Raw genomic sequence first — 26,779 nt, forward strand, 5'->3', positions numbered from 1 at the left:
CGCGAATACAACAGAGGACCCGCCGTGCGGCGGCACATACCCGGGGGGTGCCATGGCGGAAATCTTCAAGAACTATATCGATGGCCGGTGGCGAGACGCGAGGAGCGGGCGCACCTTCGAGAACCGCAATCCCGCCAACCGCCATGATCTGATCGGCGAGTTTCCGGCGTCGAGCGCTCAGGATATCGAGGAGGCGGTGTGCGCCGCGGAAAAGGCCGCGCGGCACTGGCGGCTCGTTCCCGCGCCGAAGCGGGGCGAGCGGCTCTATAGAGTCGGGGAGCTGCTGCGCCAGCGCAAGGAGGAAATCGCGCGGGTCATGACCCGGGAGATGGGAAAGATCCTCAAGGAAACCCGCGGCGACGTCCAGGAAGGGATCGACACGGCTTTTTATGCTGGCGGCGAGGGGCGGCGGCTCTTCGGCGAGACCACGCCGTCGGAGCTGCCGGACAAATTCGCCATGTCGGTTCGCTCGCCCGTCGGGGTGTGCGGCTTGATCACGCCGTGGAATTTCCCGATGGCGATCCCCACCTGGAAGCTCTTTCCGGCCCTGCTTTGCGGTAACACCGTGATCCTGAAGCCGGCGGAGGACACGCCCCACACTGCCGTGAAGCTGTTCGAGATCCTGGAGGAGGCCGGCCTGCCGCCGGGAGTCGCGAACCTGGTCCACGGGCGCGGTGAAGAGGTCGGCGCCGCTCTGGTGCGGCATCCGCGCGTGGCCTTGATTTCGTTCACCGGCTCCGCCGCCGTCGGGCGGGAGGTCGCCGCGGTTTGCGGCCAGCAGCTCAAGCGGGTCGCGCTCGAGCTCGGCGGCAAGAACGCCCAGCTGGTCCTGGAGGACGCGGACCTGGATCTTGCCCTGGAGGGAGCACTGTGGGGCGCCTTCGGCACCACCGGCCAGCGCTGCACGGCGACCAGCCGGCTGATCCTGCATCGGGCGATCAAGCAGCGGTTCACCGACATGCTCGTGGCGCGCGCCGAGAAGATCCGCATCGGCGACGGGCTCGACGAGAGCGTCGAGATGGGTCCCTTGATCAATCAGGCGGCACGCGAAAAGGTGCAGCGGTACGTCGAGATCGGCAAGCAGGAAGGGGCGCGTCTGCTGACGGGCGGATCGACTTACGAGGAAGGGCGCTGCGCCGACGGCTATTTTTACCGGCCGACGATCTTCGATCAGGTGCGCCCTTCGATGCGCATCGCGCAGGAGGAGATCTTCGGCCCGGTGCTCTCGATCATCGAGGTCGGGAGCTTCGAGGAAGGGATCGAGGTGATGAACGGGACTTCTTACGGGCTCTCCAGCTCGATTTACACCCGCGACGTCGACCGCGCTTTCCGCGCCGTGCGCGACATCGAGGCCGGGATCACCTACGTCAACGGCCCCACCATCGGCGCCGAGGTCCACCTTCCGTTCGGCGGCGTCAAGAACACCGGCAACGGCCACCGCGAGGCGGGCACCACGGTGTACGACATCTTTACCGAGTGGAAATCGGTGTACGTCGACTATTCGGGAAAGCTGCAGAAGGCGCAAATTGACAACGTCGATTAGGGTCGCGCCGGCCGGATCCGGCGCGGTTCTCCGCCGTGCTTCAGGCCGGACCCGGAGGTGAAAAGCGCGAAGCGAGCAACCCATGGTGAACGACGCCCCTCACATCAAGGTCCCGCCGCCGGGACCGCGGGCGAAGGCCCTGCTCGAAAAGGATCGGTCGTACAGCGCGCCCGCTTACGGCCGCGTCTATCCCCTGGTCGTCCACCAGGGCCGGGGAATGATCGTCGAGGACGTCGACGGCAACCGGTTTCTCGATTTCATGGCGGGAATCGCCGTGGCCTCGACCGGACACGCGCACCCCCGAGTGGTCGCGGCCATCGCGGAGCAGGCGCAAAGGCTCATTCACATCTGCGGCAGCGATTTCTATTACGAGCCGATGGCGCAGCTGCTCGAGAAACTGGCCCGGCTCGCGCCGGGAAGCGCTCCGAAAAAAGTCTTCCTCACCAATTCCGGCACCGAAGCCGTGGAAGCCGCCTTCAAGCTTGCGCGCTTCGCCACCGGGCGCAAGCACGTCGTGGCGTTCTGGGGGGCGTTCCACGGGCGCACGCTGGGCGCGCTTTCGCTGACGGCAAGCCGCGCCTCCCATCGAGCCCATTTTTCCCCGTTGATTCCCGACGTGCATCACGTTCCTTTCGGATACTGCCGCCGCTGCCCCTGCCGCCTGCAGTACGGCAGCTGCGGCATCGCCTGCGTCGCCGACATCGAAAATCGGCTCTTCCGCCACGAGGTGGCGCCGGAGGAGGTCGCCGCCGTTTTCGTGGAGCCGATCCAGGGCGAAGGCGGGTACGTGGTGCCGCCGCCGGAGTTTCTCCCGCTGCTGCAGGAGCTCTGTCGCAAGCACGGCATCCTGCTGGTGGCCGACGAGATCCAGTCCGGCTTCGGCCGGACCGGCAGGATGTTCGCCTGCGAGCATTGGGGAGTCGAACCGGACATCCTCTGCGTGGCGAAGGGCCTCGCCAGCGGGATGCCGATCGGCGCCATGATCGCGCGCGCCGACATCAGCACCTGGCCTCGCGGGAGCCACGGCAGCACTTTCGGCGGCAACCCGGTCGCGTGTGCGGCGGCGCTCGCCACGATCGCGCTGATCGAGGACGGTCTGATCCAGAACGCAGCCGAGGTCGGGGCGCATTTGAAAGGCCGGCTGGAGCGGTTGCGGGGCGCCGTGGTCGGCGACGTGCGCGGGCTCGGATTGATGATCGGAGTGGAGATCGAGAAGGCGGACGGAAGCCGCGCTCCCGATCCCTCGCTGCGCGACCGGCTGGTGCAGCGGTGCTTCGAAAAGGGACTGCTGCTGCTGGGATGCGGCGAGAGCACGATCCGCTTCTGCCCGCCGCTGATCGTTACCCGGGAGCACGCCGACGCCGCGGTCGAGATTTTCGCCGACGCGCTGCGCGAGCTCGGCGGGTGAGATCGCTCACTGGATCTTGGTTTCCAGCTGCTCGATCAACCGCGCGAGATCCTTGTCTTGCGGAGTCAAGGCGAGGGCGCCGCGGAATTCCTCCAGCGCCCGGTGGATCATTCCCTTGGCGAGATAGAGCCGTCCCAGGTTGAGATACGGAAAGTGGCGCGGCTCGTAACGTTTGGCGGTCTTCGCGCGCTCGAGCCACGGGATCGCTTCGTCGGGCCGTCGCTGCTGCATGAGATAGACGCCGATGTCGTTGTAGGGATTGCCGAAATCCGGGTCCAGCCGGATGGCGATCTCGCACTGCTCGATCGCCTCGTCGATACGCCCCTGAAAGCTGTAGGCCCAGCCGAGATAGGTGTGGGCGTCGGCGGTCGGACAGAGTTCGATCGACAGCTTGTACAGGCGGATCGCCTCGTCGAGCTCTCCGGCCATCTGCCGGTCCATTGCCTGCTTGATCAGCTCGTAGGCTCTTTCGCGGTCGTCTCGAGTGGCCATCGGCTCACCTGCCCTCGGGAGCGCCTGCCCGCGCCGCGGCTGCTTCTCGACCCTCGCGCGCTAAATACCCCAGCCGCCGCTCAGGTGGATGTTGGCGCCGTTGACGTAGCGCGCCTCGTCGGAGAGCAGGAAGCGAACCGCCGCGACGGCATCGCTCAGGCTGCCGACGTAGCCCGCGGGTATTTTCTTCGCGGTGGCTTGCAGCGTTTCCGGGTCGGCGGCTCCGGTATCGATGAAACCCGGAGAAACCGCGTTCACGGTGATGCCGTACGGCGCGAGGATCCGGGCGAGCGTGCGCGAGAGCACCAGCAGCCCCACCTTGGCGATATAATGAGCGGTCAGATCCGGCTGAGCCAGGAGCCGGTCGGCGTTCGCCATGCTGAAGCAGACGATCCGCCCCCAGCGCCGCTCCTTCATCCCCGGCGCGACCGCCTGGCTGAGATAGAAAACGGGATGCAGGTTGTTGTCGAACATCGCCTTCCAGCCCTCGGCGGTCTCCTTGAGCAGCGGAATCCGTACGTAGGGTCCGGCCCCGTTGATCAGGGCGTCGATCCGCCCCCAGGCCCGCTCGACCGTCCGCACCATCGCAGCCGCCGCCGTCGCGTCCGAAACGTCGCAGCACAGCGCCATCGCGGCGACACCTCTGCCCTGCGCCTCGGCGACCACCTCGTCCGCTTCCCGGGCGCTCGTGCGATAGCAGATGGCTACCGACCAGCCGCGTTGGGCCAGATCGATGGCGACCGCCCTGCCGATGCCACGCGCGCCGCCCGTGATCAGCGCAACCTTGCGTTCCATGGAAACCCGTCCTCCGCCGGCGGCTGGCGCCGCTCCCGCAGCGCAATATAGCAAAGGCGGCCGGCGAGTCATAGAAGGCCCGCCTGCATCCGGCGGAGGCTGGATCGCGCCGGCGTAAAAAATACTGGAGCGGCCACAGGCGGGTGTGTTAGAATGCAACCTTCGTCATGAGCTTGGATCCGTTGCTTTACTCCGGGCGGCCTTCCCTGCGAAACCCCGTGCTGCTGCTCTCGTTCGGGGGGTGGAGCGACGCGGGGGCATCGGCGACGACGGCGGTTCGCTACATGATCGAGCAGCTCGCGGCGGTGCGGTTTGCGGGCATCGACCCCGAAGAATTCTACGATTTCTCGGTGCAGCGGCCGATTGTCCGGCTGACGGAAGCCAGGACGAGGGAGATTCACTGGCCGTCCTACGACTTCTATCACGCCGCGGCCGCCGCCGTGGAGCGGGACTTCGTGCTCGGAGTCGGGATGGAGCCGCAGCTTCGCTGGCGCACCTTTTCGGAAGCCATGCTGCGCGTCGTCCGGGAGTGCGGCGTCGAGATGGTGGTGTTGCTCGGCGCTTATCTCGACGAGGTGCTCTACACGCGCCCGGTGCCGCTCACCGGCTTTTCCAGCGACCCTCGGCTCATGGAGCAGCTCGGGCTTCAACCCTCGCGTTATCAGGGGCCGACCGGCATCATCGGCGTGCTGAGCGATGTCTTCCGGCGCTCGGGAGTGCCGCACGTGAGCCTCTGGGCCTCGCTGCCGCACTATTTGTCGGTCTCGCCCAACCCGAGGGGCACGCTGGCGTTGCTCCTTCGGCTCATCCAGTGGCTCGGGCTGCGCCTGGACACCGCTCCGCTGGAGAACGCCGCGGCAGAATTCCAGGCGAAGATCAACGAGGCCGTGAACGCGGATCCGAAGCTTTCCGCCTTCGTTCGAGAGCTCAAGCGACGCGAATTCGAGCAGTGAGGCTCTCGGTCCTTATCCCCGTCTACAACGAGGAGCGCACGCTGGAGGAGGTGGTCCGCCGGGTCAAGGCGTTCCCCGCCCCCAAGGAGATCATCGTCGTCGACGACGGCTCGCAGGATCGCAGTCGGGAGATTCTGGCCCGGATGCAGCAGGAAAGCGAGCGCGCGTCCGACCCGCTGAACCGGCTGCACGTGATCCTGCACCCGCGCAACCAGGGTAAGGGAGCCGCGCTCAAGACCGCTCTCGCGCACGTAACCGGAGACGTGGTGATCATCCAGGACGCCGACCTCGAGTACGACCCGAAGGACTATCCGAGCCTGCTTGCGCCGATCGAGGCGGGCCTCGCCGACGTCGTTTACGGCACGCGCTTTTACGGCGGCGGCGCGCACCGCGTGCTTTTCTTCTGGCACTACCTCGGCAACCAGGCGCTCACCTTCTTCTCGAACATGCTCACGAACCTGAACCTGTCGGACATGGAGGTGGGCTACAAGCTCTTCCGGGCGGAGGTCCTCAAGGGGATCGAGCTGAAGAGCAAGCGGTTCGGCTTCGAGCCGGAAATCACGATGAAGCTGGCCAAACGCCGCTGCCGCTTTTACGAGGTCCCCATCTCCTACCACGGTCGCACCTACGCCGAGGGCAAGAAGATCACCTGGAAGGACGGCATCGCCGCCCTCTACTATCTCATCCGGTTTCGCCTCGCCGACTAGCCGCCCGGCCCGGTTCGCGCCCCGGCGCGTGCCGGACGGCCCGCACGGGCCGGGGCGTCGCGCGGGGAGCCGTCTTGCCTTTATCGCCCCAAAGGGATAAGTAGCGGAGTCATCCGGCGCCAGGCGGACCGTCTGGTCGAAGACTCAAGGAGGGGCGATCGATGCGTACCCCGGGTATCGGTCTCAAGAGGCTCGTCAACGCCGTCTCGGCCGTCGCGCTGACGGCCATGACTTTCTCGCCGCCCGCCGCGGCGCAGCCCGTCAAGGTCAAGGTGGGAAGAACCATCGGCGGAAGCGGCTTCCATATCCCTTCCTACGTGGCGATGGACAAGGGGTTGTTCAAGGCCGAGGGGCTCGATGCCGAGTTCATCGCGGCGACCGCGGGCGTCCTCGTGAGGGCCGCCATCGCCCGCGAAATCGAGTTCGTTCCGATCCCGGGGGGCGGCTCGGAAGCGATGCTCAAGGGGGCGCCGCTACAGTTCATCGTCGGCGAGTCGCTGGTCTCGCAGTGGACGATCGCGACCACTCCGGACATCAAGCGGGTCGAGGACCTCAAGGGAAAGACCGTGGGTCTGGAGCGGCCGGGGCAGGCGGCGTACACCGAGGCGGTGGTCGTGCTCGGGAAGTTCTTCAAGATGGAACCGGGCAAGGACTACAAGGTGATCACGTTCAACGCCGAGCCCGATCGGGTGGCGGCGCTGATCAACCGTTCCATCCATGCCGCCATCCTCTCCTTCCCCCATGCCGCGCGGGCGGAGAAGGCGGGCATGAAAATCCTGGTGAAGACCGGCGATTACATCCCCCGGCTCGGCGGCACCTTCATGACGCATCGCGATCTCATCCGCGAGAAGCGCGACATGACGAAGCGTTTCATCCGCGCGATGGTCAAGGCCAACGACTACGTGAAGCAGAACAAGCAGGGCACGGTGGAGGTGATCCAGAAATACTTCGAAATCAAGGACGGCGCGCTGGCCGAGGGTATCTACCGGCAGGTTGCCGACGCGTACGGCCCGGACATTCCCCACAACCTGCTGCTGGAGCTGTTCCAGTCCAGGACCACCCCGGAGCTCGGCTGGCCCGCGGGCAAGCCGCTCCCCGACATCGAGCAGTTCGTGGCGCGCGACCTCCTGAACGAGGTTCTCAGGGAGATGGGACGAAAGCCGGCCAAGTAGAGGCTAGAAGGTTTTCGTTTCCTCGGGGCGCCAGCGGGCGAGCCTGGATTCGACTTTCTTCACCGCCATGGTGAGAATCAACGAGAGCCCCATGAAGATCGCCATGCCGACGAACACCACGTCCACCTTGTAGTTGGTGGCGGCGGTGGCGATCATGAAGCCCAGCCCCTTGCTCGCCCCGAAGAATTCGCCCACGACCACGCCGAGAATCGCGCGGCCGATCGCGAGCCGCAGCCCCGCCACGAGATAGGGAACCGAGTTGGGCAAAACGACGATCCTCATCGTCTGCCACTCGCTGGCGCCGAAGGATTTCACCACGTTGACCAGCACCCGGTCGACGTTCTTCACGCCCTCGTAGGTGTTGATGAGAAGGGGAAAGAGGGCGCCGACGAAGACGATCATGATCTTCGACCAGATCCCGATCCCGAACCAGAGAATGAACAGCGGCAGGAAGATGAGCCGCGGCGTGGCGTTGAAGACGGTGATGAAGGGGTCGATCATGGCGTCGAGGACGCGCGAGCGGCCGGTGACCAGCCCCAGAGGCAGGCCGACCGCCACGGCGAGGCCGAGCCCGGCGAGGAACTCGACCGCGCTCGTATAGAAGTGCTCCTGGATCTTGTTCTCGACGATCAGCTGGTAGCACGCCTCGGCGACGCGGGAGGGCGTCGTGAAGAAAAGCGAAACGCCCTTGGGAAGCGGAAACACGAGCGGCGTCGATTCCCAGAAAAGCAGCAGGAGCAGGATGAAGCCTCCGCCCAGGATGTGGTGCTCGTTTTCGGCGTAGAAGGTCGCAACCCGCTTCATCGAGTCTCCTGGGCGGCACGCCATGGCGCCAGCAGCGCTTCGAGCTTCCGCATTCCTTCGGTCAGGACGACGGCCGCGATCATCAGCACCAGGATTCCCGCGAACATCTCGGGCAACCGGTAGGTGTCGCCGAAACGCGAGATCGCGTAGCCGATTCCCTCCGAGGCTGCGTAGAATTCCCCCACGATGATTCCGACCAGCCCCCTGCCGAGGGCGATCCGGGCGCCGGCGATGATGTACGGGAGCGTGCTCGGAAAAATTACTTTGAGGTAGAGATCCCTTTCCCGGCCGCCGAAGGACCTCACGACGTCGATCAGCAGGCGGTCCGTCGACCTGACCCCGGCGAAGGTGTTGAAGATGAAGGGAAAGATCGAAAGGACGAAGACCAGGGCCGACTTGGCCAGAAGGCCGACGCCGAAGACCACGATGATGAGCGGCGCGAGGGCGACGAGAGGGCTCGCGTAGAGCGCCGTCAGGAAAGGATCGAGCGTGTACTCGGCGCGCCGCCTCCAGCCCATGAAAGCCCCCAGGGGGATGCCGAGCAGGACCGCGAAGCTGAAGCCCCAGAAAAAAGCCCGGCTGCTCACCAGGAGATCGTTCCACAGGGCACCGTCGATGATCTGCTCCTTGAAAGCGATCGCCACGAGCGACGGCTTGGTGAAAAAGAACGGGTTCAGCGGGATCACGTAGGTCAGCGCGGCCTCCCAGAGGGAAACGACGGCGAGGACCGACACCGCTCCCAGGATCGGTCTCTGGTAATCGTGGTAGATCGCCTTACCGTCCATCGACCGTCCCGGCCCCCAGCTCGTCCTTGAGCCCATTCCAGATGACGGCCTTGATGTCGTTGAACTCCGCCGTGAGCCTCATCTCGTAGTCCCTCGGCCGGGGAAGATCAACCTTGAGGATGTTCTTGGCGCGGCCGGGCCTGGCGGTCATCACGATGACGCGATCGGACAGATAAGCCGCCTCCTCGATGCTGTGGGTGACGAAGAGAACCGTCTTTCGGGTCCGCTCCCAGATCTGCAGCAGCTCCGCCTGCATCAGGTCGCGCGTCTGGGCGTCGAGGGCGGCGAAGGGCTCGTCCATGAGCAACACCTGCGGTTCGGTCGCGAGCGCGCGGGCGAGCCCGACGCGTTGCTTCATTCCGCCCGAAAGCTCGTGCGGGTAGTGGTTCTCGAAGCCGCTCAGGCCGACGAGCTTGATCAACTGCATCGATTTTTCGGCGCGCTCGGACGCCGGAACTCCCTTCAGCTCAAGACCGAGCTCCACGTTGGCCCTGACCGTTCTCCAGGGAAGCAAGCCGAACTCCTGAAACACCATCGCGCGCTCATGCCCGGGACCGGTGATGCGCGTGCCGTTGAGCCTGAGCTCGCCCTCGTCGGCCGGGATCAGGCCGAGGACGATGTTGAGAAAGGTGCTCTTGCCGCACCCCGAAGGGCCGACGATCGAGACGAACTCGCCTTGCTCGATTTCGAGGTTGAAGTTTCTGAGTGCGGCGACGGGGGGACGATTCTTCGGCTTGAAAACCAAGCTGATATTTTGCGCCTGGATGAAGGCCATCGATGGTCTCAGGGCGCGAGCAGGTCGTTGCCGGTTCGCAAGGACGCCGGCACGCTTGCGGCCTTTTTCGCGCCCCATGTTTAGTGCCTGGGGCGGTCGAAGTCAAGCTCGCAAACGAGCGCGGCCGGGACCGAAAAGTCCTCCTCTTTCACCCGCTCACCCGTCTCGCCGAGACGAGAAATCCGGTGTGCGCCACCATGCGGTGCTGAGGGCGCACGCTCGCCCCCTCGACGTGCCAGAACCGCATCAAGGTTTCCGAGGTCTCGATGCGGGCGAATCCTCGATTTTCCCGGAGCCGATCGATCAGCTCCTTGAACTGGAGCACGGTGGGCAGGTAGCAAAGCAGGATCCCCCCGGGGCGGAGCGCGTTTGCAGCCGCCTCGATGACCCGCCAGGGCTCCGGAAGATCGAGAACGACGCGGTCCGCGTCGGCCACCGCCAGCTTGTCCGCGACGTCCCCGACGGTGAGCACCCAGTTGGGCGCCGGGCCGAAGTAGCGCTCGACGTTCTTGCGCGCGAGCGCCGCGAAGTCTTCCCGGATCTCGTACGAAAACAGCTCGCCCTGCGAGCCGAGCGCGCGCAGCAAGGCGATCGTGAGCCCGCCGGCTCCGACTCCGGCCTCGACCACCCGGGCTCCGGGGAAAATGTCGCCCCAGACCAGGATCGGCCCGATATCCTTCGGATAAATCACCTGCGCCGCACGCGGCAGGTCGGGGATGAGCTGGGCGAGGGTGGGACGAAAAACCAGGAACGGCTCGTTCAAGGAGGAGCGCACGACGCTTCCTTCCTCGCGCCCGACGATCTCCTCGACGCCGATGCGTCCTCCCCGCACGGCGATCGGGCGGAACGGATCGAGCCGGACCAGGTATTCCCGGTTCTTGCGGTCGAGCAGGATCACGGCTTCCCCGGCCTGCAACGGGCCGCGGGGTCGGGTAGCGGACATCTCAGCCTTCCGACCGCCAGCCGGCCGTGTAGGCGCGGTAGCCGCGCCTCTCCAGCAACTGCACGAGATCCCGGACCTCTTGCGAGCGCTCGAGGTCGCCCACCAGCAAGGCGTCGGGCGTGTCGACCACCACGACGCCGCGAACTCCCAGGAGCACGACCAGACGCTCCGGCGAGTGGACCAGGCAATCCCGGGCGCCCACGGCCACCCACCTGCCGTTGCCCGCGTTGCCGTCGCGGTCCCGGCGCATCATGCGGTGGACGGCGGCCCAGCTGCCGACGTCGCTCCACGCAAATTCTCCCGCCACCACGATGATGCGGCCCTCGGCGCCGGCTTTTTCGAGAACCGCGTGGTCGGCGGAGATCGCGGGCATCGCTCGGTACTCGCGCGCGAGGATCCGGCGCAGCCGCGGGTTCGGAGCGGCGAGCGAGCCACGTCCGGCGGCGCTTCGGATCCTGTCGAGCCGCTCGGCGATTTTTGGTTGATGGCGCTCCAGGAGGCTCAGCCACGCGGCCGCGCGCCAGACGAAGATGCCGCTGTTCCACAGGGCGCCCCGGCGAATGAGGCCGAAAGCGGCGCGACGGTTCGGTTTCTCCTTGAAAGCCGCCACGCGAAACGCTCCGGGCGACCCTTTGATCGGCGCCCCCTTGACGATGTAACCGTAGCCGGTTTCGGGGTAGCCGGGCCGGATTCCGATGGTGATCAGGTCGTCGGTCCGGCTCGCCAAACGGACAGCGGTCCTGAGCGTGCGCCGAAAAGCGCTGCGCCCCGCGATCCAGTGGTCGGCGGGAAGAACCACCATGACGGCTTCGGGGTCCCGCCGGGAGACCTCAAGCGCCGCGAGCCCGATGCACGGCGCGGTGTTGCGCCCCACCGGTTCCGCGAGAAAATTCCGCCGCGGCAGCATCGGGATCTCGCGGGCGAGGTCGTCGAGCTGCTCGGAAACGGTCACCACGAGGGTTCGGCCGGCGCCGCCGAGCGGAATCGCGCGCTCCACGGCCTCGCGGATCAACGATTTCGGCCCCAGGATCTTCAGAAGCTGTTTGGGCCGCCGCGCCCGGCTGAGCGGCCAGAAGCGCGTCCCCCTGCCGCCCGCCATGATCACGCAAAAGCACGCCATCGCTTTGTCCCGCCAAGAAGTGGGCGCTATAGTAAAGTAGCTCCCATGTCGGATCAAGCTTCGCTGCACGCGAGCAAAGGCTGGGTCGTCTCCGCACCGCAATCCGGAATGAGGCTGGACCGGTTCGCACATCTCGTGCTGCCGCAGCTTTCGCGCCGCCAGCTGGAGCGGGCGATTCGGGGGAAGAGCTTTCTGGTCAACGGGCGACCGTGCCTCAAAGGCGAGCGGCTGCGGGCACGGGACGTGGTGCAGTTCGCCGGTCCCGAGCTCCTGCTCGCCGAAGCGCCGCCGCCGAATTTCGGACTCGAGGTTCCCATCGTCTACGAAGACGGCGACCTGGTGGTGCTGGACAAGCCGGCGGGACTTGACACGCACGGGTTTTCAGGGCGCGACACCCGCACGCTGGCGAGCTTTCTCGCAGCCCGGCGGCCGGAAACGCAGAACGCGGGCGGCAACCGCTGGGAGTCGGGATTGATCCACCGGCTCGACCGCGAAACCTCCGGCCTGATCGTGGCGGCCAAGACGCGCGCCGCGTACCAGGCGCTACGCACGGCGTTCGCCACCCGGCGGGTCAGGAAGCGATACTGGGCTCTGGTCTCGGGCAAGACGCCGGCGCGCGGGAGAATCTCCTACCCGCTCGCGCACGCGCCGCGGGACTCGAGGCGGATGGTGGCGATCGTTCCCGGGGGACGGCAGCTCACGGGCCGCAAACGCTGGCCAGCCGTCACGCGCTACCGCGTCGCGGCCAGGTTCCGCGACGCGACGCTGCTGCGAGTCGAGATGGAGACGGGGGTCACCCACCAGATCCGGGCCCATCTCGCCGCGATCGGCCATCCGATCGTCGGCGACCGGACCTACGGCGGTGCCGAGCACCCGGCGCTCGGCCGCCATTTTCTCCATGCCTTCGAGCTTGAGCTTCCCCATCCCTCGACGGGGAAGAGGTTGACGGTACGCTCGCCGCTGCCGGCCGATCTGGAGGAGTTCGTTTCGCGCCTGCGCGCCGGCGATTAAGCGGCGGAGGCCCGGATGCCTTTCGTCTTCGCGCAGGCGGCGCAGAAATTGTTCTGGGTTTCGGCCTCTTCGACCCAACCCTCGTCGAGGTTGTGGCAGATCTTCCTGCACTCGAAGCAGATGAAGTAGACCCCGTCGACGGTCTTGTTGATTTTCTCGCGGTTGAGGATCCGGCCCCTGAGTTTCTCGATGCGAATCCCCAGCAGCTCTTCGTAGTTCTTCTTGATCTTGCGCCTGCCCGCCTCGTCGCTCGGCAGGTTTTCGTCTTCCGTTTCCTCGTGCGCGGTGTCGTCGAAGTACGCCGACGAGCGATGTTTGGCGGATCGCCCGGTGGTTTTTCTCTTGGTCCTGGCCATGGTCGAGCTCACTCGTAGATTGAAGCGACGCAAGCGAACGCTTGCGCGCAAAAGCGGGTTCTGCCGTGAATCGGTTCTATTTCATAATGAACCGATTCCAGGTTGTCAACATCGGCGCCGCACGCCGTCGAGGGAGCCGGACGTCCTGTGGCGCCCGTTACTGGCGGATGGCCGCCGCGCGCCGCTGCAAATAGGCGTTTCGCACCGCGCCGTACAGGTCGACCGTGGTTTCGGCCACCCGCTCGAAACGGTCCAGATTGAGCGAGCGCTCGTTGACGACGTTGGTGGCGTTGATGCCGACGTTCGCGTACCACGGCAGGAAGTAGATGTACGGCGTCATCGCGGCGTCGAAAGCGTAGCCGATGCCGTCGCGGATCGTCATCGGCGGCAGAAACGGAAGGATCAGATAAGGTCCGGGGCCGGCTCCCCAGACGCCGAAGGTCTGGCCGGTGTCCTCGTCGCTCTGCTCGATGCCGAAACCGTCCTTCGCGACGTCGAAGAGCCCGACCACCCCGATGGTACTGTTGATCGTAAAGCGCGCCACCTCCCTGCCGGCGCCGCCCAGCTTGGCCTGCAGGAGATTGTTGACGACGCGGCGGACCACGGCGAGATTGTCGAGCGCATTATGGATGCTGCGCTGCACCGGGTCTGGAAGCACGAAATCCCAGGCCGTCGCGACAGGCTTGACGACGAAACGGTCGAGCACCTCGCGGTTGAACCAGAACATCTTTTCGTTGAAGCTTTCGAGCGGATCCGATTCGAAGTCCTCCCCGGCCGCCGCGGATGCGTCGCCGGCCGCCGCCGCATGGCCGACCAGGACCTCGACTGCGCCAGTGTCGGAGACCGGCTCGGCATTCGCCGCCGGTAGCAAGAACAGGAGGCAGCCCAGAAGGGTGACGATAAAACTTACCGGCAGCGTGCAAGAGACTCCATGGTGGCTCATTCGACTGACTCCTTGTGCGTCGGTTGTCACTTACCTGAACCCGGCACTTTTAGCAAGCGCTGTCCGCGGGTATCCAGGCATCGCGAGAATAGCGCTAGAGAAAGCCAAATGCGTGCCAACGTGGGCATCACGTCTCATTTGCAGTTGGCGGAACGGCAAAAGAGTTCTGTCAGCGTCCGGTAGGCTGAGCGGCCGTCCGGCAAAACAATGCGGTGACACAGGGCGTAAAGGTGACAATCCTTTGACGGCCAGCGGCTGGAAAACCGATTTGCAACTATGGGAATAATCGTCTATTTTCGAGCTTCCAGCGGTGGTGCCCAGAGGGGATCATGATCGTTGTCGGAGTGACCGGGGGGATTGCCTGCTACAAAGCGGTGGAGCTGGTGCGGCTGCTGGTTGCGGGGGGTTTTGCGGTCCAGGTGATCATGTCTCGCGGCGCGAGGAATTTCGTTGCGCCGCTCACGTTTCAGACGCTTTCCGGGAGGCCAGTGGCCACCGAGACCTTCAGCCTGACGCAGGAATCCGAGATCGGGCATATCCGGCTGGCGGACTCCGCCGATCTTTTGATAATCGCGCCCGCCACCGCCAACGTCATCGGCAAACTGGCCTGGGGGATCGCGGACGATCTTTTGACCACGGTCGCGATGGCGACGCGGGCGCCTATCCTGATCGCCCCTGCGATGAACGTCCATATGTACGCGAACCCGGTGCTCCAGGAGAATCTGAACAGGCTACGGCAACTCGGATATCACGTGATGGAGCCCGCGGAAGGCTATCTCGCGTGCGGCTACGAGGGAAAGGGGCGCTTGCCCGACCCCGAACTGATCGTGGAGCAGGCCCGGCGATTGCTCAAGCCCAAGGACCTCGAGGGAGAGAAGCTCGTCGTTACCGCGGGGCCGACCCACGAACCGCTCGATCCCGTGCGTTTCATCGCCAACCGCTCCTCCGGCAAGATGGGCTATGCGCTCGCCCGGGCGGCGGCGCGGCGGGGCGCACAGGTCCGCCTGATCAGCGGCCCGACGGCGCTCGTACCGCCGCCCGGCGTGGAGGTGGTTTCGGTCACGACCGCCGCCGAGATGCGACAGGCGGTGCTCGAGGCCTTTTCCTCCTGCACCGGCCTCATCATGGCCGCGGCGGTCGCCGATTTTCGCCCCGCCGAGGTCGCGCCGGCGAAGATCAAGCGAGGAACGGCCTCCCTCAGCCTGCGGCTCGAGCCTAATCCCGACATTTTGCGGGACCTCGGCCGGAAAAGGGACGGCAGAGTGCTGGTCGGGTTCGCCGCGGAGACCGAAAATGTCGTCGCCAATGCCGAGAAAAAGCTCCGCGAAAAGGGTCTCGACATGGTAGTGGCGAACGACGTCAGCCGGAGCGACAGCGGGTTCAACGTCGACTACAACACCGCCACGATCCTCGATCGCCTGGGCGGAGTCGAGGAGCTGCCGCGAATGACCAAGGAGGAGCTGGCGGACCGCATCCTGGACCGCCTCGTGGTTCTCAAGCGAAGCCGCTGAGATGGGAGCCCCGAGGGAGCCCGACCCCGTCAAATATTTTGCGGCGCTTCTTTACTCCGATGCCGGTCTGTTCGAGGCCGTCGCGCGGGAGCTGGAGACGATCTTCGGGTGCGTCGAGGCCGTAAGCGAGCCGCTGCCCTGGAACGTGTCGACCTACTACGAGCGAGAGATGGGGCCGAACCTGGTGCGCCGCTTCGTCTCCTTCGCCCCCCTCGGGAGCCCGGATCGGCTGGCCGGGTTCAAGCTCTCGGCTCAGGTGATCGAGGAGCGCCACGGCGAGCTGCGTGACGGGATCGTGCGGCGGCGGGTCAACGTCGATCCCGGTTACCTGGAGGCGGGGAAGATCGTGCTGGCGTCGACCAAGAACGCCGGCCATCGTGTCTATCTCGGGTCGGGAATTTTCGCCGAGGCGACTTTGATCTATCGCGGCGGCGCCTTTCAGCCCCAGCCTCACACCTACCGCGACTACGCCTGGGCGCCGACGCTCGCCTTCTTCGCCGCGGTCCGAGCGGCCTACCTGAAGCAGCTCCGCGAGCGGAAGCGCTGAGAGGTGGCGGCGATTGCGGCCACTCGGCGTCGAGTGCTAAGATCGTTCGAGGACTTTCGTGATGGAAAGCCAAGTCGATCCGAGCGAGCTGGCCGGGCTGGCGGCGTCGCTGCGCCGCCACCTCGAGCGGCGGCAACGTGCGGGGCTCGCCTTCTTGCCCCGGAGCCAGCGCACTGAAAGGGCGGAGCCGACCGGGGCACTCTTGCGCGGGCTGGAAGGCGATCTGTTCGCCGGGACGGCCGAGGCGCTTTCGGCTCAGAGCCTGGAGCAGCTTCGGGCGCTGATCGGCGACTGCCGGCGCTGCAAGCTCTGCGCGGGTCGGACCCACTTGGTTTTCGGGGTGGGCAATCCGCGCGCGCGGTTGATGTTCGTGGGCGAGGGGCCGGGCCGGGAGGAGGATCTGCAGGGCGAGCCGTTCGTCGGTCGGGCCGGACAGCTGCTGACCGACATCATCACGAAAGGGATGGGGCTGCGGCGCGAGGACGTCTACATCGCCAATGTGGTGAAGTGCCGCCCGCCCGACAACCGCAACCCGGAGCCCGACGAGGTCGCCGCGTGCGAGCCGTTCCTCAAGAAGCAAATCGAGCTCGTGCGTCCCGAGATCATCGTCGCGCTCGGCAAGTTCGCGGTTCAGACCCTGCTGCAGAGCAAGACCCCGATCACGCGGTTGCGGGGCAACTGGCATCGCTATCACGGCATCAAGCTGATGCCGACGTTCCATCCCGCTTATCTGCTGCGCAACCCGGCGGACAAGAAGCTGGTTTGGGAAGACATCAAGAAGGTGATCAAGGAGCTGCGCGGTGCGGACGCTTAAGCGGGTTTTTCTTCTCGTGCTCCTCGCCGCAGGGATCCTGGCGGCGGCCCAACCCGAGGGGGGAACCGGGCCGCACGTCGATCTGATCGTAGTCGACGGCAGCATCAATCCGGCGGTGGACGATTTCATCCGCGAGAGCATCGGGCGTGCCCGGGCGAACGGGGCGCGGGCGCTGATCATCCAGCTCGATACGCCCGGCGGGCTGCTGACCTCCACGCGGACCATCGTGAAGGATCTCCTCGGGGCCCAGATCCCGGTAGTGGTTTACGTCGCGCCGAGCGGGGCGGGAGCCGGGTCGGCCGGCGTTTTCATCACGATGGCCGCGCATATCGCGGCCATGGCGCCGGGGACCAACATCGGGGCCGCTCATCCGGTGGCGGGCGGAGGACAGGAAGTGAAGGGCGTGATGGGCGAAAAGATGGAAAACTTCGTCGCCTCGTTCAGTGAGACGATCGCCCAGAAGCGCGGTCGCAATACCGAATGGGCGATCCAGGCCGTGCGCAAGAGCGTTTCGATCACGGAGCAGGAGGCGCTGAAGAAAAACGTCATCGACATCATCGCGCGCGATATCGACGACCTTCTGCGGCAGGCCCACGGGCGGACGGTGGATCTGGACGGCAAACAGACCGTGCTTTCGCTCAAGGACGTGCGCGTGGTGCGCCACGACATGAGCCTGAAGCAGAAAATCCTGAACGCGCTCGCCGACCCGAATATCGCCTACCTGCTCATGATGGCCGGCATTCTCGGGCTCTACATGGAATTTTCCCATCCCGGGACGATCTTCCCGGGAGTCGTGGGCGCCATCTGCCTGCTGCTCGCGCTGACCGCCTTTCAGCTGCTGCCGCTCAATTACGCCGGGCTCGCGCTGGTCGTGCTCGGGGTGGCGATGCTGATCGGCGAAGCCTTCGCCCCGAGCTTCGGCGTCCTCGGCATCGGCGGGATGGTTGCGCTGGCGTTCGGCTCGCTCCTGTTGTTCGATACCGAAAACTCCGAGGTGGCGGTCGATCGCTCCATCGTTTTCACGGCGGTCGCGACGCTCGGTTCCTTCGTCCTGGCGGTGAGCTATCTCGTCTTCAGGTCGCAGAAGGCCAAGCCCAGCCTGGGATACCAGGGTTTGATCGGAGAAGTCGGCGAGGCGCGCACCCGGCTTTCCCCGGTCGGCAAAGTCTTCGTCCACGGCGAGTATTGGAACGCGGAAGCCGACAGTGCTATTGAGGTCGGGGAAAAGGTCAAGGTGGTGGGCTACGAGGGGATGCGGCTGAAGGTCAGCCGCATCCCCGAGAAGCAATCGGCGGGCTCTTAGGGGAGGCATCCATGCCAGTGTTGGGACCCTTGTGGACGTTTATCATCATTGTCGGCGCCGCGGTCATCAGCGGCATCAAGATCCTGAAGGAGTACGAGCGCGCGGTCATCTTCCGCCTCGGGCGGATGGTGGGGGCGCGCGGACCGGGGCTGGTGTACGTGATTCCCGGGATCGAGAAAATGGTGCGGATGGACCTGCGCACGGTGACGATGGACATTCCGCCGCAGGACGTGATCACGCGCGACAACGTGTCGGTCAAGGTCAACGCGGTTCTGTACTTCCGGGTGCTGGAGCCCAACAAGGCGGTGCGGGAGGTCGAAAACTACCTTTTCGCCACGTCGCAGCTCGCGCAGGTGACGCTGCGGAGCGTCTGCGGGCAGGCCGAGCTGGACGAGCTGCTCTCCGAGCGCGAGCGGATCAACAGCCGGATCCAGGAGATCCTGGACGCGCAGACCGATCCCTGGGGGATCAAGGTCGTGCTGGTCGAGCTGAAGCACATCGACCTGCCGCAGGAAATGCAGCGCGCGATGGCCAAGCAGGCGGAGGCCGAGCGGGAGCGGCGGGCCAAGATCATTCACGCCGACGGCGAGTTCCAGGCCTCCCAGAAGCTCGCCGATGCCGCCGCGGTCATCGGACAGCAGCCGATGGCTCTGCAGCTCCGGTTCCTGCAGAGCCTCGTCGAGGTCGCCTCCGAGAAGAACTCTACGACGATTTTCCCGGTTCCCATCGACTTGCTCACGCCGTTCCTGAAGAAAAGCGATCAGGCCTAGCCCCCGGGGCGGGTCGCTCCGCCGCGCGGCTGCTTCATGGTTTGCGGCCCGAGCCCGGGGTCGCGGCGGTCTCGGCCGCGGTCCTCGGGGCCGCGCCGGCCGGAAGGCGAGGCTCGTCGCGCCGGACCAGCGGATGAACGTCGACGATCTGTACTACGAGCTACCCGAATCGCTGATCGCGGCCTACCCGACCGGCGAACGCGAGTCGGCGCGCCTCATGGTGGTTCGCCGCGACCGGAGCGAGCTGATCCATACCGTCTTTGCGTCCCTCGGAGATTTCCTCGATCCCGGCGACCTGCTGGTGCTGAACGACACCAAGGTCTTTCCGGCGCGGCTGCGAGGCGTGAAGGAGACCGGCGGCGCGGCGGAGGTGCTGCTGCTGGAGCGCTTTCCGGACAAGCGCAGCCTCTGGATGGCGCTGATCGATTCGGCCAAGAAGCCCCGGGTGGGGAGCCGGATCCGCTTCGCGGACGATCTCGCCGCCGAAGTCCTGGGCGATCTGGGACGCGGCCGCTTTGCGCTGGAGTTTCACCACTCCGGCGACTTCGCCGCGCAGCTCGAGGCCCGCGGCGAGCCTCCGCTTCCGCCGTACATCACGCGCCGACGGGCGCCGGCCGTTCTCGATCGGGAGCGCTACCAGACGGTCTATGCCGCGAACCCGGGAGCGATCGCCGCTCCGACCGCGGGCTTTCACTTTACCGGGAAGCTCTTCGAGCAGCTCGCCGCCCGGGGAATCGGCAGGGCTCTATTGACGCTGCACGTCGGCCCCGGTACGTTTCAGCCCTTGCGCGGTGGGCGGCTCGACAGTCACCGGATGGAAGGGGAGAGATACCGCCTTGGTTCGGAGGCCGCGGAGGCCATCCGGCGAGTTAAGCAGCTCGGGCGGAGGGTGGTCGCCGTGGGATCCACGACGACGCGCGTGCTCGAGTGGGTGGTGCGGCAGAGGGGGAGGATCGAGGCCGACGAGGGGATCACCCGCCTCTTCATCCGTCCCGGGACTCCTTTCCTCGTCGTGGACGCGCTGGTCACGAATTTTCACCTCCCCGGATCGACGCCGCTGGCGCTCGTGGCGGCGTTCGCGGGGATCGAGCTGGTGCGCCAGGCTTACGCCGAGGCGGTCCGGCTCCGTTATCGCTTTTACAGCTACGGGGACGCGATGCTGATCCTCTAGCCCGAGGGTCTTTTGGTTCGCGGATCCGGTCGATCGAAACCGAAGATTGGGAACGGGGAGCCGAGAAACGAGAATGCTTTCCAGCTTTACGGTAGTGAGCCGCGACTCCAGGACGGGGGCGCGGGTGGGCCGTCTCAAGACTCCGCACGGGAGCATCGAAACGCCCGCTTTCATGCCGGTCGGCACCCAGGGGACGGTCAAGGCGATGCTGCCGCGCGACCTCGAGGAGATCGGTTGCCAGATCGTTCTGGCCAACACCTACCACCTCTATCTTCGTCCCGGGACGGAGAGGATCCGGGAGCTGGGCGGCCTGCACCGCTTCATGGCCTGGAAGGGGCCGATCCTGACCGACAGCGGCGGCTACCAGGTCTTCAGTCTCGCCGCGACGCGCAAGATCTCGGAGGAGGGCGCGCGCTTCCAGTCTCACCTCGACGGCTCCTTTCACCTGCTCACCCCGGAAAGGGCCATCGAGGCCCAGGAATCCCTGGGCAGCGATATCGCCATGGCGCTGGACGAGTGCTTCGCGCACGACGCGCCTCGCTCGTACGCGCAGAAGTCGACCGAGCGCACCGTGCGATGGGCCGAGCGCTGCCTCGCCGCCCGGCGCAAGCCCGATCAGATGGTGTTCGGCATCGTTCAAGGCGGGCTCTACGAGGATCTGCGCCGCTGGTGCGCCGGGGAGCTCGGCCGGCTCGGGTTCGAAGGATACGCGGTCGGCGGGCTGGGGCTGGGCGAGCCGCCCGAGCAGCTGCACGGCATCGCATCCTTCACGGCGGCGTTGCTGCCCGAGGATCGGCCGCGCTACCTGATGGGGATAGGCTCGCCGGAGGACCTGGTCAACGCGGTCAGGGCGGGCTTCGATCTCTTCGATTGCGTGGTTCCGACCCGCAACGCGCGCAACGGCACGCTCTTTACGTCGCAGGGAAAGCTCAGCATCAAGCGGCTCGAGTACGCCGACGACCCGCGGCCGCTCGACGAGGCCTGTCGCTGCTACGCGTGTCGGAGCTTTTCGCGCGCCTACCTGCGCCATCTCTATGTGTCCGGGGAGATCCTCTCGTCGCAGCTCAACACGCTGCACAATCTTTACTTTTACCATCGCCTTATGGAAAGGTGTCGGGAAGCGATCCGCCGGGGCCGGCTGGACGACTGGATCGAGGAGTCCGGGTTCCGCGTCCTTCTGCGCGGTCGCTGATCCGGAGGAGGAACCATGTTGGATGTGGCGTTCGCGCAAAGCGCGCCCGCGGTGGACGGTCCGAGCCCGTTGCTCAACTTTTTGCCGCTGGTCCTGGTGTTCGTTATTTTCTATTTCCTGCTGATCCGGCCGCAACAGAAGAAGGCGAGGGAGCACCAGGAAATGCTCAAGAAGCTCAAAAAGAACGACGAGGTGATGACCTCGGGAGGAATTTACGGTAAGGTGACAGCCCTGGCGGAAAACGTCGTGACGCTCGAAGTGGCTCCCAACGTGAGGATCCGCGTTCACCGGCCGCAGATCGCGGCGGTGGTCACCGGCGAGAAATCCGCCGGGAAGGAGCCCAAGGAGTAGCGGCATGCGGCGGAGCGTTGCGATTCGGTTCTCGGTTCTTCTCGTAGCCACTCTGGCCTCGGTGATCTGCCTGCTCCCTTCGCTCACGACGAAGCTTCCCTCGTGGTGGTCCGCCGTGCTGCCGGAGAACCGGCTCCATCTCGGCCTCGACCTTCAAGGGGGAAGCCATCTGGTGCTCGAGGTGAAGGTCGATCGCGCGATCGAGAACAACCTCGATCGGGCGCGGGGAGATCTCGCCAACGTTCTGCGCGAGCGCGGCATCTCGGGGGTGTCCGTCGAGCGTTCCGGGCAGACCCTGCAGATTGCGGCGGCTTCCGCGGACGCCGAGCGCGTGCGCGGAGTTCTCAAGAGCGATTTCCCGGGCCTCGAGATCGTCGGCAGCCAGGCCGCCGGGGGCCGGACGACCTTTTCCGTGGCGCTCAGCAAGGAGGAGCTGCGCTCGCTCCGCGAGCTGGTCGTCGACCAGTCGCTCGAGACGATTCGCAACCGGATCGACCAGTTCGGCGTCAGCGAGCCGACCATCCAGCGCCAGGGAAGCCAGGACATCCTGATCCAGCTCCCCGGCATCCAGGACCCCGAACGCGCGAAGGAGATCATCGGGAAGACTGCGCTGCTCGAGTTCAAGCTGGTCGACGACACGGGCAACCTCGAGGAAGCGTTGCGCAGCGGGCCGCCTCCGGGGCGGCAGATCCTCTACGGCTACGGCGCGGACGGCGGCAAGGGAGGCGAAAAGGTTCCCTACCTGCTGGAGTCGCGCACCCTCATGACCGGCGAGTACATCGCGGACGCGCGGGTGCGGCCGAGCACGCAGCTCGAAGGCCCCTACGTGGAGCTGATCCTGAACTCCACGGGAGCCCGGCTTTTCGAGCAGATCACCGCCGCCAACGTCAAGCGGCGCCTCGCCATCATTCTCGACAACCGGGTCTATTCGGCGCCGGTGATCCAGGAGCGCATCGGCGGCGGCCGGGCCTCGATCACCGGGAATTTCGACATCAAGGAAGCGCGTGACCTGGCGATCGTGCTGCGGGCCGGAGCGCTCCCCGCGCCGGTCGAGATCGTCGAGGAGCGCACGGTCGGCCCGTCGCTGGGCCGCGACTCGATCCAGCAGGGCATCACCTCGTTCATCGTCGGCGGCGCCCTCGTGGTTCTTTTCATGATCGTCTACTACCGCGGCGCGGGCGTGGTCGCGGTCGCGGCGCTCGTCTTCAACGTGCTCTTCATGATGGCGATCCTCGCCGGCTTCCAGGCGGTGCTGACGCTGCCGGGCATCGCGGGCATCGTTCTCACCGTGGGGATGGCGGTGGACGCCAACGTGCTGATCAACGAGCGGATCCGCGAAGAGCTCCGCGCCGGACGCTCCGTCCGGTCGGCGATCGAGGCGGGCTATCAAAACGCGCTCCCCTCGATCATGGACTCGAACATCACCACCTTCCTCTCGGGAGTGATCCTGTTCCAGTTCGGCACCGGGCCGATCAAGGGATTCGCCGTGACGCTTTGCGCCGGAATCATCACCACGGTCCTGACGGCCGTGTACATCACGCGGATCTACTACGACTACCGCATGAGCGCGGGCCGCCTGGAGCGCATCAGTATTTGAGGGCACCATGGAGCTGATCAAGCCCGGGACCCGGATCCCGTTCACCAAGTACCGCAAGATCGCCGTCGCCGTCTCGACGGCCGTCAACCTCGCCGTCCTGATCCTGTTGTTCGTCAAGGGGCCGAATCTGGGGGTCGATTTCGCCGGGGGGACGGTGGTCCACCTCAAGTTCCAGCAGCCGACCGCGATCGCTCGGATCCGGCAGGGGCTCGAGACCATCGGTCTCGGCAGCGCGGTCATCCAGGACTTCGGCCAGCCGGGCGAGAACGAGTACCTGGTGCGGCTCGATCGGACCGCGGTCGAGCTCGGCGCGCTCGGCGAGCAGGTCAAGAAGGCGCTCGCGGGACAGTTCGGCCCCGAGGCCTTCCAGGTGCGCCGCATCGAGTCGGTCGGCGCCAAGATCGGGGAGGACCTGCGGCGCCGCGGCGTTCTCTCCGTGATCTTCGCCACGATCATGATGGGAGCCTACATCTGGGTCCGCTTCGAGCTCCGCTTCGGGCTGGGCGCCATCATCGCGCTGGTTCACGACGTGCTGGTCACGGTAGGAGCGCTGCTCCTGGCCAACTACGAGTTCGATCTCACGATCATCGCGGCGCTGCTCACGATCGTGGGTTTTTCCGTCAACGATACGGTCGTGGTCTGCGACCGCATCCGGGAGAACATGCGCAAGATCCGCCGCGACACGCTGGAGAACATCATCAATCTCAGCATCAATGAGACGCTCAGCCGGACCATCCTGACCACCAGCACCACGCTGCTCGTCCTCCTCGCCCTTTACTTTCTCGGCGGCGCCGTCATCCGGCCATTCGCCTTCTCCCTCCTTGTCGGCTTCATCTCCGGGGTTTACTCGACGATCTTCATCGCGAGCCCGGTCATTCTCCTCTGGGAGAAAAAAGCCAGGGCGTGACGCGGGCGGATGGCGAAGCACTGGATCGTCAGACAAGTCGATCGCGATCGGGTGGACCGCCACTGCCGGGAGCTCGGCGTCTCGCCGCTCCTGGCCCGTTTGCTCCTGCTGCGCGGCCTCGACGACGGCGCCGAGGCCAGACGTTATCTCTCCTCCAGCCTGCGCCATGATCTTCCGTCGCCGTTTCTCATGGCCGGCATGGAGGCGGCGGTCTCCCGCATCGTCCGCGCGGTGGAGCACCGCGAGCCGATCGCCATCTGGGGCGACTACGACGTCGACGGTACCACCGGCGCGGCCCTGCTCGTCTCCTTTCTGGCGGAGATCGGGGCCGAATGCACGTTTCACGTCCCGCACCGGATCGAGGAGGGCTACGGCCTGAACGTCGAGGGGCTCGCCCGGCTGCGCGAGCGCGGCGTGGGACTGGTCGTCTCGGTCGACTGCGGAATCTCCTGCTCCCGGGAGATCGAAGCGGCCGCCGCGATGGGGCTCGATGTCGTGGTCGTCGACCATCACGAGATTTGCGGCGAGCTGCCGCCCGCTGTCGCGGTGATCGATCCGCACCGGCCGGACTGCGAGTTCCCGGACAAAGGGCTTTGCGCGGCCGGCCTGGCCTTCTACCTGGCGATCGGGCTGCGCGCTCGCCTGCGCGATGCGGGGCGATTTCGGGACGGAGGCGACCCCGATCTGCGTCGCTATCTCGACATCGTCGCTCTCGGCACGATCGCCGACATGGTGCCGCTGCGGGGCGTCAATCGCACCCTGATCCGCCGCGGCCTCAAGGAGCTGGGCGATTCCGCCCGCCCGGGGATCGTCGCGCTCAAGCAGGTCGCCGGCATCGCGCCCGGAGAGGTGCGCGCGGGGCAGGTCGGCTACCAGCTCGGCCCTCGCATCAACGCCGCCGGACGGGTGGACTACGGCCTCAAGGTGGTGGAGCTGCTCACTACGGATTCGAGCGAGGTCGCGCTGCGCATCGCCCGGGAGCTCGAGGCCCACAACCAGGAGCGGCGCAAGCTCGAGTCCGAGGTGCTCAAGCAGGCTCTGGCGCAGGCCGACGCCGCCGGCGGCGCCGCGGAGCGGTTTTCGCTCGTGGTCGGGGGCGAAGGGTGGCACCCGGGGGTGCTCGGGATCGTCGCCTCCCGCGTCGTCGAGAAGTATTACCGGCCCGCGGTGGTGATCGGTTTCGACCGCGGGTTCGGCAAGGGCTCCGCCCGCAGCATCCGGGGCTTCCACATGGTCGAGGGCTTTCGCGCTTGCGGCGCGCTCCTGGAAAAGTTCGGCGGCCACGAGTACGCCGGCGGGCTGACGATCCGGGAGGAGAATTTCGCCCGTTTTGCGGAGGCCTTCGAGGAAAGCGCGCGCCAGCGGCTCTCCCCCGAGGACCTCGAGCCGCCCCTCGAGATCGACGCCGAGATCGATTTCTCGCTGATCGGCGGCGGGCTGGCGCGCGACCTGGAGTCGCTCAAGCCCTTCGGCATTGGAAATCCGGAGCCGTTGCTGCTAACAAGGGGAGTCGAGGTCTGCGACCGCAAGCCGTTTTCCGGAGGCTCGCGTTTCCGCCTGCGCCAGAGCGGCCGGTTCGTCACCGCGGTCGCGTTCGGGCCGGATGGCGACGCCTGCCCCGCCCCCGGAAACAGCATGGATCTCGTGTACCGCCTCACCGAGAACGAGTGGAGCGGGACCGCAACCATCGAGTTGAAAATCGTCGACGCGCGTCCGGCGTGATCGGTCGCGGGCGCGCAAACCGAAAAGGAAAGAGGAGCCGCGGAAGCCATGGTTCGTTTCACGATCGGAAAATTCTTCCTTGTCCCGCTCGTCGCCCTGCTGGCGTCCCGCGCGTTCGCCGCGGACGGCGGCAAGCCGGAGAAAACGGAAGTCGTGGTCACCTACGCGCAGCCGAGCGGCGCCTTCACCCCGGTGTGGGTGGCGCATGAAGCCGGGCTCTTTCGCAAGCACGGGCTCAACTCGAAGCTCCAGCTGCTCAATCCCCAGGTCTCGGCTCAGGCCGTGATCTCCGAACAGGCCGACTTCTACACCGACGGTCCCGACCTGATCAACGCGCGGCTGCGCGGCGGACAGGTGAAGTATTTCGGCGGGACGATGCAGCAGCTGGTCTTTCAACTCTGGGGCGCCAGAGAGCTGAAGAGCGTGCAGGACCTCAGAGGAAAGACCGTCGCGGCGAGCACGCCGAGGGCGGCCCTGGACACGGCGACGCGCGAGGCGCTGAAGAAGCACGGCCTGGTTCCCGACCGCGACGTGCAGATTCTCTACGTGCAGACCGTGCCAGCGATCCTGAGCTCGGTGATCGGCGGCAAGACCCAAGCCGGGACCCTTTCCGCCCCCAACACGCTCAAGGCCAGGGACGCCGGGCTGAATCTGCTCGTCGATATCGGCAAGCTCAACATTCCGGCCTTCCAGGTCGCCTACGGCACGACCGAGAAATACCTGAAGAACCACCCCAACACGGTGCTCGCGTTCCTCAAGGCGATTGCGGAGGGCGTGGCGGTGTCGCGCAAGGATCCGGCGACGGCGAAGAAGGCGATCGCCAAATACGCCAAGATCGAGGAGCCGAAGCTCGTGGACGGGACCTACGAGGCGTTCGCGCCCTACTGGGCGCTGAGCCTCGCCGTGCGCCCCGAGGCAGTCCAGGCGCAGTTCGAATATCTCGACGAGAGGGAGTTCCCGAACGCGAAGAACGCCGATCCGAAGGAGTTCTTCGACAACTCCTTCGTGGCGCAACTCGAGCGCTCGGGCTTCCTGAAAAGCCTGGGCATGACGAAGTAGGGGCTTCGCCCCGGCTGCGGCAAGCGGC

Annotated in this window: 27 protein-coding genes; 18 read left to right on the forward strand and 9 right to left on the reverse strand. The window is 66.0% G+C overall.

Annotation, left to right across the window (positions count from 1 at the left end):
* Positions 1-52 precede the first annotated feature (52 nt).
* Positions 53-1,543 (forward strand): aldehyde dehydrogenase family protein, encoded by a 1,491-nt coding sequence (locus VNN77_12015; protein HXG52117.1) that lies wholly within the window; start codon positions 53-55, stop codon positions 1,541-1,543.
* An 82-nt stretch (positions 1,544-1,625) separates the two neighbouring features.
* Positions 1,626-2,951, forward strand: a complete 1,326-nt coding sequence (locus VNN77_12020) for an acetyl ornithine aminotransferase family protein (protein ID HXG52118.1) — start codon at positions 1,626-1,628, stop codon at positions 2,949-2,951.
* Between the two features lie 6 nt (positions 2,952-2,957).
* Here the strand turns inward: VNN77_12020 and VNN77_12025 are convergent, their stop codons facing one another.
* Both VNN77_12025 and VNN77_12030 read right to left on the reverse strand, forming a co-directional pair.
* Complete coding sequence (locus VNN77_12025) at positions 2,958-3,443, reverse strand: tetratricopeptide repeat protein (GenBank protein ID HXG52119.1); 486 nt, start codon at positions 3,441-3,443, stop codon at positions 2,958-2,960.
* A gap of 60 nt (positions 3,444-3,503) precedes the next feature.
* The gene (locus VNN77_12030; GenBank protein ID HXG52120.1) at positions 3,504-4,238 is read right to left on the reverse strand and encodes an SDR family oxidoreductase; all 735 of its coding nucleotides are present in this window, start codon (positions 4,236-4,238) and stop codon (positions 3,504-3,506) included.
* 167 nt (positions 4,239-4,405) lie between these two features.
* On the opposite strand from VNN77_12030, the gene VNN77_12035 reads away from it, so the two are divergent.
* The 3 genes from VNN77_12035 to VNN77_12045 all read left to right on the forward strand — a co-directional run bounded on the left by VNN77_12035 (position 4,406) and on the right by VNN77_12045 (position 7,070).
* Complete coding sequence (locus VNN77_12035; GenBank protein HXG52121.1) at positions 4,406-5,191, forward strand: PAC2 family protein; 786 nt, start codon at positions 4,406-4,408, stop codon at positions 5,189-5,191.
* Complete coding sequence (locus VNN77_12040; GenBank protein ID HXG52122.1) at positions 5,188-5,898, forward strand: glycosyltransferase family 2 protein; 711 nt, start codon at positions 5,188-5,190, stop codon at positions 5,896-5,898. The genes VNN77_12035 and VNN77_12040 overlap by 4 nt, the downstream gene beginning before the upstream one ends.
* 161 nt (positions 5,899-6,059) lie before the next feature.
* Positions 6,060-7,070, forward strand: a complete 1,011-nt coding sequence (locus VNN77_12045; protein HXG52123.1) for an ABC transporter substrate-binding protein — start codon at positions 6,060-6,062, stop codon at positions 7,068-7,070.
* A 3-nt stretch (positions 7,071-7,073) separates the two neighbouring features.
* Here VNN77_12045 and VNN77_12050 read toward each other — a convergent pair whose 3' ends face one another.
* From VNN77_12050 to VNN77_12070, 5 genes are all read right to left on the reverse strand, one after another.
* The gene (locus VNN77_12050; GenBank protein ID HXG52124.1) at positions 7,074-7,874 is read right to left on the reverse strand and encodes an ABC transporter permease; all 801 of its coding nucleotides are present in this window, start codon (positions 7,872-7,874) and stop codon (positions 7,074-7,076) included.
* Positions 7,871-8,659 (reverse strand): ABC transporter permease, encoded by a 789-nt coding sequence (locus VNN77_12055; GenBank protein HXG52125.1) that lies wholly within the window; start codon positions 8,657-8,659, stop codon positions 7,871-7,873. Before VNN77_12055 ends, VNN77_12050 begins: the two co-directional genes overlap by 4 nt.
* The gene (locus VNN77_12060; GenBank protein HXG52126.1) at positions 8,649-9,434 is read right to left on the reverse strand and encodes an ABC transporter ATP-binding protein; all 786 of its coding nucleotides are present in this window, start codon (positions 9,432-9,434) and stop codon (positions 8,649-8,651) included. The genes VNN77_12055 and VNN77_12060 overlap by 11 nt, the downstream gene beginning before the upstream one ends.
* Before the next feature lie 148 nt (positions 9,435-9,582).
* Positions 9,583-10,377: a tRNA (adenine-N1)-methyltransferase gene (locus tag VNN77_12065; GenBank protein ID HXG52127.1), complete on the reverse strand. Its 795-nt coding sequence runs from the start codon at positions 10,375-10,377 to the stop codon at positions 9,583-9,585.
* A gap of 1 nt (position 10,378) precedes the next feature.
* Positions 10,379-11,497 (reverse strand): mannose-1-phosphate guanylyltransferase, encoded by a 1,119-nt coding sequence (locus VNN77_12070; GenBank protein ID HXG52128.1) that lies wholly within the window; start codon positions 11,495-11,497, stop codon positions 10,379-10,381.
* 45 nt (positions 11,498-11,542) lie between these two features.
* On the opposite strand from VNN77_12070, the gene VNN77_12075 reads away from it, so the two are divergent.
* The gene (locus VNN77_12075; protein HXG52129.1) at positions 11,543-12,508 is read left to right on the forward strand and encodes an RluA family pseudouridine synthase; all 966 of its coding nucleotides are present in this window, start codon (positions 11,543-11,545) and stop codon (positions 12,506-12,508) included.
* Here the strand turns inward: VNN77_12075 and VNN77_12080 are convergent.
* Together VNN77_12080 and VNN77_12085 are read right to left on the reverse strand one after the other, a co-directional pair.
* On the reverse strand, positions 12,505-12,864 hold the full coding sequence (locus VNN77_12080; protein HXG52130.1) for a hypothetical protein: 360 nt from the start codon (positions 12,862-12,864) through the stop codon (positions 12,505-12,507). The genes VNN77_12075 and VNN77_12080 overlap by 4 nt on opposite strands.
* Positions 12,865-13,021: 157 nt before the next feature.
* On the reverse strand, positions 13,022-13,807 hold the full coding sequence (locus VNN77_12085) for a VacJ family lipoprotein (GenBank protein ID HXG52131.1): 786 nt from the start codon (positions 13,805-13,807) through the stop codon (positions 13,022-13,024).
* 329 nt (positions 13,808-14,136) lie between these two features.
* On the opposite strand from VNN77_12085, the gene coaBC reads away from it, so the two are divergent.
* The 12 genes from coaBC (at position 14,137) to VNN77_12145 (ending at position 26,751) form a co-directional block, all read left to right on the forward strand.
* Entirely contained in the window at positions 14,137-15,318 is a 1,182-nt protein-coding gene (gene coaBC, locus VNN77_12090) for a bifunctional phosphopantothenoylcysteine decarboxylase/phosphopantothenate--cysteine ligase CoaBC (GenBank protein ID HXG52132.1), read from the forward strand.
* 1 nt (position 15,319) lies between these two features.
* On the forward strand, positions 15,320-15,865 hold the full coding sequence (locus tag VNN77_12095) for a DUF4416 family protein (protein HXG52133.1): 546 nt from the start codon (positions 15,320-15,322) through the stop codon (positions 15,863-15,865).
* 61 nt (positions 15,866-15,926) lie between these two features.
* On the forward strand, positions 15,927-16,679 hold the full coding sequence (locus VNN77_12100) for a uracil-DNA glycosylase (GenBank protein HXG52134.1): 753 nt from the start codon (positions 15,927-15,929) through the stop codon (positions 16,677-16,679).
* Positions 16,666-17,982 (forward strand): nodulation protein NfeD, encoded by a 1,317-nt coding sequence (locus VNN77_12105; GenBank protein HXG52135.1) that lies wholly within the window; start codon positions 16,666-16,668, stop codon positions 17,980-17,982. The genes VNN77_12100 and VNN77_12105 overlap by 14 nt, the downstream gene beginning before the upstream one ends.
* Before the next feature lie 11 nt (positions 17,983-17,993).
* Positions 17,994-18,752, forward strand: coding sequence for a slipin family protein (locus tag VNN77_12110; protein ID HXG52136.1), 759 nt, complete (start codon positions 17,994-17,996; stop codon positions 18,750-18,752).
* Between the two features lie 133 nt (positions 18,753-18,885).
* Entirely contained in the window at positions 18,886-19,923 is a 1,038-nt protein-coding gene (queA, locus tag VNN77_12115) for a tRNA preQ1(34) S-adenosylmethionine ribosyltransferase-isomerase QueA (protein ID HXG52137.1), read from the forward strand.
* A 73-nt stretch (positions 19,924-19,996) separates the two neighbouring features.
* Complete coding sequence (tgt, locus tag VNN77_12120; GenBank protein ID HXG52138.1) at positions 19,997-21,115, forward strand: tRNA guanosine(34) transglycosylase Tgt; 1,119 nt, start codon at positions 19,997-19,999, stop codon at positions 21,113-21,115.
* Between the two features lie 15 nt (positions 21,116-21,130).
* Positions 21,131-21,466 carry a preprotein translocase subunit YajC gene (gene yajC / locus VNN77_12125; protein HXG52139.1) on the forward strand — a complete coding sequence of 112 codons (336 nt, stop codon included), beginning with the start codon at positions 21,131-21,133 and terminating at the stop codon, positions 21,464-21,466.
* Between the two features lie 4 nt (positions 21,467-21,470).
* Positions 21,471-23,063: a protein translocase subunit SecD gene (secD, locus tag VNN77_12130; protein HXG52140.1), complete on the forward strand. Its 1,593-nt coding sequence runs from the start codon at positions 21,471-21,473 to the stop codon at positions 23,061-23,063.
* Positions 23,064-23,070: 7 nt separating this feature from the next.
* Entirely contained in the window at positions 23,071-23,970 is a 900-nt protein-coding gene (gene secF / locus VNN77_12135) for a protein translocase subunit SecF (GenBank protein HXG52141.1), read from the forward strand.
* 9 nt (positions 23,971-23,979) lie between these two features.
* The gene (gene recJ, locus VNN77_12140) at positions 23,980-25,692 is read left to right on the forward strand and encodes a single-stranded-DNA-specific exonuclease RecJ (protein HXG52142.1); all 1,713 of its coding nucleotides are present in this window, start codon (positions 23,980-23,982) and stop codon (positions 25,690-25,692) included.
* Between the two features lie 48 nt (positions 25,693-25,740).
* Positions 25,741-26,751 carry an ABC transporter substrate-binding protein gene (locus tag VNN77_12145; protein HXG52143.1) on the forward strand — a complete coding sequence of 337 codons (1,011 nt, stop codon included), beginning with the start codon at positions 25,741-25,743 and terminating at the stop codon, positions 26,749-26,751.
* Positions 26,752-26,779: the final 28 nt, after the last annotated feature.

This window comes from Candidatus Zixiibacteriota bacterium, from assembly GCA_035574315.1.
Lineage (GTDB): Bacteria > Desulfobacterota > Binatia > UBA9968 > UBA9968 > DATLYW01.